This window comes from Streptomyces sp. bgisy159, assembly GCF_057707805.1.
On sequence record NZ_JBYIQX010000091.1, the window covers coordinates 1 to 6,315 of the forward strand.

At 69.5% G+C, this 6,315-nt stretch carries 6 protein-coding genes and 1 pseudogene; 3 read left to right on the forward strand and 4 right to left on the reverse strand.

Translation table 11 applies throughout. From position 1 onward, the window contains the following. Positions 1–677: hypothetical protein (locus tag AC3ET3_RS35695; protein WP_435613690.1), on the forward strand; the 677-nt coding region annotated here is incomplete at its 5' end. A 21-nt stretch (positions 678–698) separates the two neighbouring features. Here the strand turns inward: AC3ET3_RS35695 and AC3ET3_RS35700 are convergent. Genes AC3ET3_RS35700 through AC3ET3_RS35710 form a run of 3 tightly spaced genes read right to left on the reverse strand, consistent with a single transcriptional unit; the run spans position 699 to position 4,125 of the window. Continuing rightward, positions 699–1,418, reverse strand: a complete 720-nt coding sequence (locus AC3ET3_RS35700; RefSeq protein ID WP_435613691.1) for a helix-turn-helix domain containing protein — start codon at positions 1,416–1,418, stop codon at positions 699–701. Further along, complete coding sequence (locus AC3ET3_RS35705; RefSeq protein WP_435613692.1) at positions 1,418–3,502, reverse strand: hypothetical protein; 2,085 nt, start codon at positions 3,500–3,502, stop codon at positions 1,418–1,420. The genes AC3ET3_RS35700 and AC3ET3_RS35705 overlap by 1 nt, the downstream gene beginning before the upstream one ends. A gap of 23 nt (positions 3,503–3,525) precedes the next feature. Continuing rightward, positions 3,526–4,125: a helix-turn-helix domain-containing protein gene (locus tag AC3ET3_RS35710; protein ID WP_435613693.1), complete on the reverse strand. Its 600-nt coding sequence runs from the start codon at positions 4,123–4,125 to the stop codon at positions 3,526–3,528. 432 nt (positions 4,126–4,557) lie between these two features. On the opposite strand from AC3ET3_RS35710, the gene AC3ET3_RS35715 reads away from it, so the two are divergent. After that, positions 4,558–5,796, forward strand: coding sequence for an IS256 family transposase (locus AC3ET3_RS35715; protein WP_435613694.1), 1,239 nt, complete (start codon positions 4,558–4,560; stop codon positions 5,794–5,796). A 78-nt stretch (positions 5,797–5,874) separates the two neighbouring features. Then, positions 5,875–6,156: a helix-turn-helix domain-containing protein gene (locus tag AC3ET3_RS35720; RefSeq protein ID WP_435613695.1), complete on the forward strand. Its 282-nt coding sequence runs from the start codon at positions 5,875–5,877 to the stop codon at positions 6,154–6,156. 9 nt (positions 6,157–6,165) lie between these two features. Here AC3ET3_RS35720 and AC3ET3_RS35725 read toward each other — a convergent pair. Next, positions 6,166–6,315 (reverse strand): annotated as a pseudogene (locus tag AC3ET3_RS35725) (IS3 family transposase); the annotation flags it as partial.

A 6,315-nucleotide genomic window follows, 5' to 3' on the forward strand; every position in this document is an offset into this window, starting at 1 on the left:
CCGCAGCACGCTGGTTCACCGAGGAAAGGTCAGTACCCATGCCCGAGACAACCACTCCCGCCACTGAACTGACATCGCTGTACGCCGCTCAGGTGAGCGGTGACCTCGAACGCAACGTCAAGGAGCAGGAACGCATCACGGCGGACATCGCCTCCCTGCAACAGCAGTTGGCCGCCCTGCAGCACGACCACACCGTGCTGGTGAACATGCGGCAGGTCCTTGGCATCACCGAAGCCCCGGCCGAGCCTGCGGCCGAGTCCGAGAGTGCCGCGGTGCCCTCACCCCGGAAGAATGCCAGTGCCGCGCGGGGCGGGAAGCAGAGGGCACGCAAATCCGCCTCCGCGCCGCAAAAGGCGGTCAAGAAGCCTGCGGCCAAGGCGGAGGGGGTCACGAAGGCGGCCCAGCCCACCCTGGTCGAACTCATCCGCCGCCACCTCGCCGAGTCGAAGGAACCGCGCTCCGCCGCGGAGATCTCCACGGCACTCGGCCAGGCCCATCCCCATCGCCAGATCACGACCAAGGTCGTGCGGGTCACGCTCGAGGGACTCGTGGCCAAGAGCCAGGCCGAGCGCAGCAAGCAGGGCAAGTCCGTCTTCTACACCGGCGCCGCACCGGAGCCGACGGGTGCGCCCGAGGACGAGGTACAGCCCGAGGAGGCTGCCAGCCAGCAAGGCTGAGGGGCGCTGCCCGGCGCGTCATCAGCGGGGGCGCCAGGTGCGGATTTCGAGGTGGATGATCTGAGCGTCGGGGCGGATGCGCCCGGTCTCCACCAGCCACTGGTGCACGGCGGCGGTGACGTCGCCGCCCGCGGCGTCCACGCGGCGGGCGAAGTCGGCGGCGTCGAAGCCGCCGCTCTGGGCGGAACCGTAGGAGCGTTCCTCACTGTGGTCGGCGCGCTGGATGACGTCGCGGCGGATGCCCGGTGAGTCGGTACGGCTGCCGGAAGGGTGCAGGTAGCCGGTTTTGGCCAGGCGCACGGTGAAGGCCAGGCGCAGGCCCAGGCGGGCTGCTTCGGCAATCAGGGGGCGCAGGCGGGCGGAGCCGGAGGCGATGGCCTGGGCACCGACGCGGCCGGACCCGGAGCCGGCGGGGGTGATCAGGACGGCCTTGGTACGCACCCGGGCGCGGGCGCCGGAGGCGGTGGTACGCCGCTGGGTGTGGCGGGCGGCGATGGCTGCGAGTTCGGGCAGGTCGGTGATGCCGCCGGTTTCGACGGCGGCCAGGACCTGCCGGAGGGCGGGGACGAAGGCGGCTCCCTTGTTCTTGGTGTAGAACTGCGAGACCAGGGAGGGGTCGCGGTCGATGATGCGGGCGATGTCGCGTTTGGTGTAGCCGACCGCTTGGAGCCGGTCGGCGAGGCGGGCTGCTTCGTTCAACTTGGGCTGGGGTTGAGGCCGGCGGCGGGGGCGGCGCGGCATCAGGCCTCCCGCTCAGCGGTGAGGGCCGCGCGTCCGGCATCCCGCAGCGTGAGGAGTTCTTCCTCGCTTGTGGGGGCGGTGACGGGGCCGGACAGGCGGCCGCGCAGGAGATAGTCGCCGGGCTGGTGGTGGTAGGGCCAGTTGCGGGGCTGGGTGAGGTAGAGGGCATCGGTGCGGAAGGCGACGACCGTGCCGGGCGGGGTGTGCAGGGCACCGACGTAGGTGTCGTCGTCGCGGTGGCGCTGGGTGAGCAGGGCGGCGCGCGCGCCGGACCAGATCGCGGCGGCCCATTCGGGGTGGGCGTTGGGGTCGCGGGCGAAGCCGGTGGGCTTCTGCCATGTGATCAACTCGTCGTCGAAGCCGATGATCTCGGCGTCGGCGGGCACGTCGCGCTCGGCACTGCGGGGGGTGGTGCCGGTGACCATGCGGGGCCGCTGGGCGAAGGAGCCGATGCCGTACAGCAGGATGGAACGCACCGCGCGGGAAGCGAGGTGAGCGGCACGGGCCTGCTGGGCATCGCCCTGGAAGTGGGCCTGGGCGGAGAGGTTGGTCCAGGTCTCCTTGAGTTTCTTGGCCCAGTCGTCGAGGGGTTTGCCGTCCTCCCACAGGATGCCGTCGAGGATCTCGATCTTCCACGGCTGGATGGGGTTGGTCAGGGCGGTGTGGAGTTCGGGGCCGCCCGCCCAAGTGGTGAAGGTGGTACCGGGCGCGGCCGGGTAGTGCCAGGCACGGTCGCCGGGGGCAGGGGCGGGCAGCAGGCCGACGTGGTCCCAGCCGTCAGGCACGGTGACGCGGACCTGCCAGTGCCCGCATCCGTACAGGGCCCGCATCTGCTCCTTCTGCGACCAGGCGGCGAAGGCGGCGGCGGTGACGCGGCGGGGGGTGCCGACCGGGGACTTCCAGGTGTGCTTGGCGTAGGCGAAGGTGCGGTCGTACTCGACGAGCTCGGACAACTGCTCGGGCACGCGGGGCGGGGTGATGAGTTCGTTGCGGCCCTGGCCTGCGGTGGCGTGCAGCAGGCCGCGCAGTTCCTCCGACAGGACGGGGAAGCCCTCGGCGTGCTGGCCGCGGGTGGGGATGGTGCGCGTCCACAAATCGCGGCCGGTCTGCGAGGGGGAGCCCATGAGGACCGCGTCGTTCCAGTGCCGGCGCAGCGCCTGCCACAGCAGGACGAAGGCGTCGCGGACGGTGTGCGGGGTGTCGCCGTCGACGTCGAACCACTCCCCCACCGAGCGGATTTCCACGTGCTGCTCGCCGTTGTCGCGCTGGTAGCGGCCGACGGGGTTTCGGGCGTGGACGAAGTGCCCGGCCATCCGGTCGCGGCCGCGGCCGGTGTCGGTGCGCCAGCCCGGGATGGGGGCGCTGAGCCAGGCGGCGACGGCGTCGCGCAGGTAGGGGTAGCGGTCGGCATCGTGGTGCCAGGGGTCGCCGGCGGTGATGTAAATCCGTTCCACGCCTTCGGGGATGGTGGTAAAGACGGCGGTGAGGATCTCTGCGGCCGATGCTGCGCCGAGGTCGAGGTGATGGGTCTGGTCGCGGTGCACCAGGACGCCGGTGGCGGTATCCAGGAAGACGGTGGAGCGGGCCTGCTGGGTGAAGTTCGGCCGCGTGGAGGCCAGGCCGGTGGTGTGGGTGAACCAGGCATCGCCAGCGGCGCCCTGGGGAAGGGAGGGCAGGCTGCGCGGCTCTTGCGGTGCCTGCGGCGCCGTCTGGTGTGTGGTGTGCGTCCCGGCAGGTGAGGCGATGGTGGGTGAGGGGGCGGCCGCTGCCGGTTGCGGCGGCTGTGGTCCGGCCGCAGAAACCGTCTGGGCCGGGGACGATGGGGGAAGTGGAGACTGCGGCTGCGGGACGTTCACGGACAGGCTGTCGGGGGCCAGTGCAGGGACGAGAGCGACGATATCGGCCACGCCCAGTCCGGCCGCGGGGGCGATCCGTTCTGCCTTGGCCTTCTCGTAGGAGGCCAGCTGGGTGATCAGTTTGTCCCGGTCCGCTTCCTGCCTCGCGAGCAGGGCCCGGGTCTTCTTGATCTGGTCCCGCAGGGTGCGCAGATCGGCAAGCGCGCTGCTGTAGCTCTGTGCGTCCATCGGGCGTTCCTTGTCCGGGCCGTTCAGCTGATGGTGGTGCGGGTGGTGACATAGGCGATGGCACCGCCCGAGTGGGAGGGAAGTCGGGTGCCCAGCAACAGCTCGGCGAGGCGGCGGTCGCTGTCGAGGCTCGAGGTGATCGACGTACGCGGGGCAGCCAGGTCGGTGACGTAACCGGCCAGGCGGGCGTCGGGGAAGGCGTGTCGGCCTTCGGGGTTCTTCTCCCACCGCTCGAGCCCGGTCAGTACCGCTACCACGTAGCCGGACAAGGTGACCGGCAGCAATCCCCCGGATGCGGCGCTTGCCGCGTCACACCGCCACCAGCCGCGCAACGCCTTCAGGAGATCATCGGGCGGAAGGGAGGCGGCGAAACCGAGCCACGAGCGCCCCTCTTCATGAGTCGGCCGGGCGGCGTCGACGCGCAGGACGGCGATTTCACCGTCCGGCAGCCGGTCGAGCGGTGCCTGGTGGCGCGTCTGCAGCGCCTGGACGACTTCGAGCGGGACCATGACGCGCACGCCCCGGTGGGACAGGCCCGGCAGCAATCCGGCAGAGATGAGCCGCCGGAAGGTGGTGATCGCGCATCCCAGCTCTTGCGCGGCCTGCCCGGTCGTCAGCAGCACCCCCTCAACCTCCATCCCCGATCTGATATCTGATTTGGCATGCAATCTACTCGGCGAGTGAGGGGGCGTCAAACCCTCATCCCGCCATGACAGAACGTGGTGCCGGGCCGGCGATTCGGCCCGGCGGCCGTAGAGGCCGGCGGGCCCTGTCGCCGTCGGCCCGCGTGACCGCATTGGGGCAGGGACCTCGCAGAAGACACGGTGCGCAAGCCTCAGTGGTAACGCCCGGCCTGCGCAGGTTGCCTGAGTCCCGGCGGAGCCGGAGCGACTCTGGATCGCGTCCCTTGAAGTGGTGTAGCCGGGCAGTGTCCCGGAACGCGCGGGTGTCTGCTCGGGGGCGTGCATCCGATGGCGGTGCATGCTCCCTGAACAAGGGCAGGCCATCGCGCAAGTCTCTCTGGTGAACGGGCAGTTCGACCGGAGGAGCACGCGATGGCCTTGTCCCAGTCTGAGCTGATGCGGCTGCTGGAGTCACTACGTCGGGCCGACGGAGTTGAAGCAATCAGGGTGGTGTGCGAGCGCATCCTGCAGGAACTCATCGAGGCCGAGGCCACCGACGTGATCGGTGCCGCGCCGCGCGAGCACTCCCAGACGCGCACGACCTGGCGCAATGGACACCGGGACAGGGTGCTGACCACGCAGGCCGGTGACCTGGACCTGAAGATCCCGAAGGTGCGGAGCGGGTCGTTCTTCCCGTCGCTGCTGGAACGCCGGCGGCGGATCGACCGGGCGCTGTTCGCCGTGGTGATGGAAGCGTACGTGCACGGTGTCTCGACCCGCTCGGTCGACGACCTGGTCAAAGCGCTCGGTGCGGACAGCGGGATCTCCAAGTCCGAGGTCTCCCGCATCTGCGGTGAGCTGGACGAAGAACTGACCGCGTTCAAGGAGCGGCCGCTGGAGCACACCGTCTTCCCGTACGTCTTCCTGGACGCCACCTACTGCAAGGCCCGGGTCAACCACCGGATCGTCTCCCAGGCCGTGGTCATCGCCACCGGTATCTCCGCCACCGGACATCGCGAGATCCTCGGGCTGATGGTCGGCGACAGTGAGTCGAAGCCGTTCTGGACGATGTTCCTGCGCTCGCTGCGGGCCCGCGGCCTGGAGAACGTCCAACTGGTCATCTCCGACAGCCACAGCGGTCTGGTGGCCGCGATCCGCACCGTTTTCCTCGGCGCGGCCTGGCAAAGGTGCCGGGTTCACTTCGTCCGGGACGTGTTCTCAGTGATCGAGAGGGGCTCCGGGGAGATGGTCGCCGCCACCATCCGCACCATCTTCGCGCAGACCACCGGTGAGCAGGTGCGCAGCCAGCTGAACGTGGTCGCCGACATGCTCGGACGGCAGTTCCCGCAGATCAAGTCGATGCTGCTGGATGCAGCAACGGACATCACCGCGTTCGCCGACTTCCCGCCGGCGCACTGGAAGAAGATCTGGTCGACCAACCCGCTGGAACGGCTGAACCGGGAGATCAAACGGCGGGCCGACGTCGTCCAGGTCTTCCCCAACCCCGCCGCCCTGGACCGGCTCGCCGCCGCGGTGCTGGCCGAACTCCACGACGAGTGGCAGGTCTTCGACCGCCGGTACTTCTCCGAAGCCTCCATGGCCGAGCTCTTCACCACCAAGCCGGCCGAACCCGAGATCACCCCACAACCGGAACCGAAACAGCTGCCGTGACTACACCACCACGCGGGACATGACCCCGTCCAGTCACGGGTGCCGCACTCTTTCGTGCAGCAACCCTCTTGTACCTGGATGGACGGTCCTGGAGGTTTCCGTGCCACAGCCGTCCAGCGAGTTCGGCGCAGAGCTGAGGAAGCGGCGCTGGGCGCCGGATTGAGTCTCACAGCGCTATCCGCGGTCGTGCACTACAGCAAGGCGCAGTTGAGCAAGGTCGAACGAGGCATCAAAGCGCCCAGCCGTGATCTGGCTCGGTTATGCGACGCCGCCCTCCACGCCGGCGGAGTGCTAATCGCTCTGGTCGCCCCGCCCGCTACTGACGTACCGAAGGAACGGGACTGCTGCATGATCGGGTGACAGCGGGGTTTATGCAGCCAGAGCTGCGGCTGGGGTCATGATGGTCTCGTACTCGACGGGGGTCAATCGGGCCAGGCGTCTCTGACGCCGGCGTCGGTGGTAGGTGCGCTCGATCCAGGTCACGATTGCGATCCGCAACTCCTGGCGGGTGACCCAGGC